We start from the raw sequence: 213 nt of genomic DNA, 5'->3' as shown, positions 1-213 counted from the left end.
ACTACAGTTCAAGATACAGCTAAAGCCGTGGCAACAACTAAAGCTCGTGAAGTAGCTGAAACTCAAGCAAAAGCTCAAGCGGAGGAAGCAGCTAAAGCTCGCGAAGCAGCTAAAGCTCAGGCAGAAGCTAAAGCTCAAGAAGCAGCTGAAGCTCAAGCAGAAGCTAAGGCTCAAGAAGCAGCTAAAGCTCGTGAAGCAGCTAAAGCTCAGGCA

General features: G+C 48.4%; 1 protein-coding gene. It reads left to right on the top strand.

Annotated elements, in window-relative coordinates:
* Positions 1–27: 27 nt before the first annotated feature.
* Positions 28–213 (top strand): hypothetical protein (locus MR079_RS29055; RefSeq protein ID WP_242295126.1); only part of this gene is annotated, 186 nt, incomplete at its 3' end.

Source organism: Bacillus cereus group sp. BfR-BA-01381 (assembly GCF_022663555.1).
GTDB classification, from domain to species: Bacteria; Bacillota; Bacilli; order Bacillales; family Bacillaceae_G; genus Bacillus_A; species Bacillus_A pacificus.
This window is presented reverse-complemented; position numbering and strand designations above follow the sequence as displayed.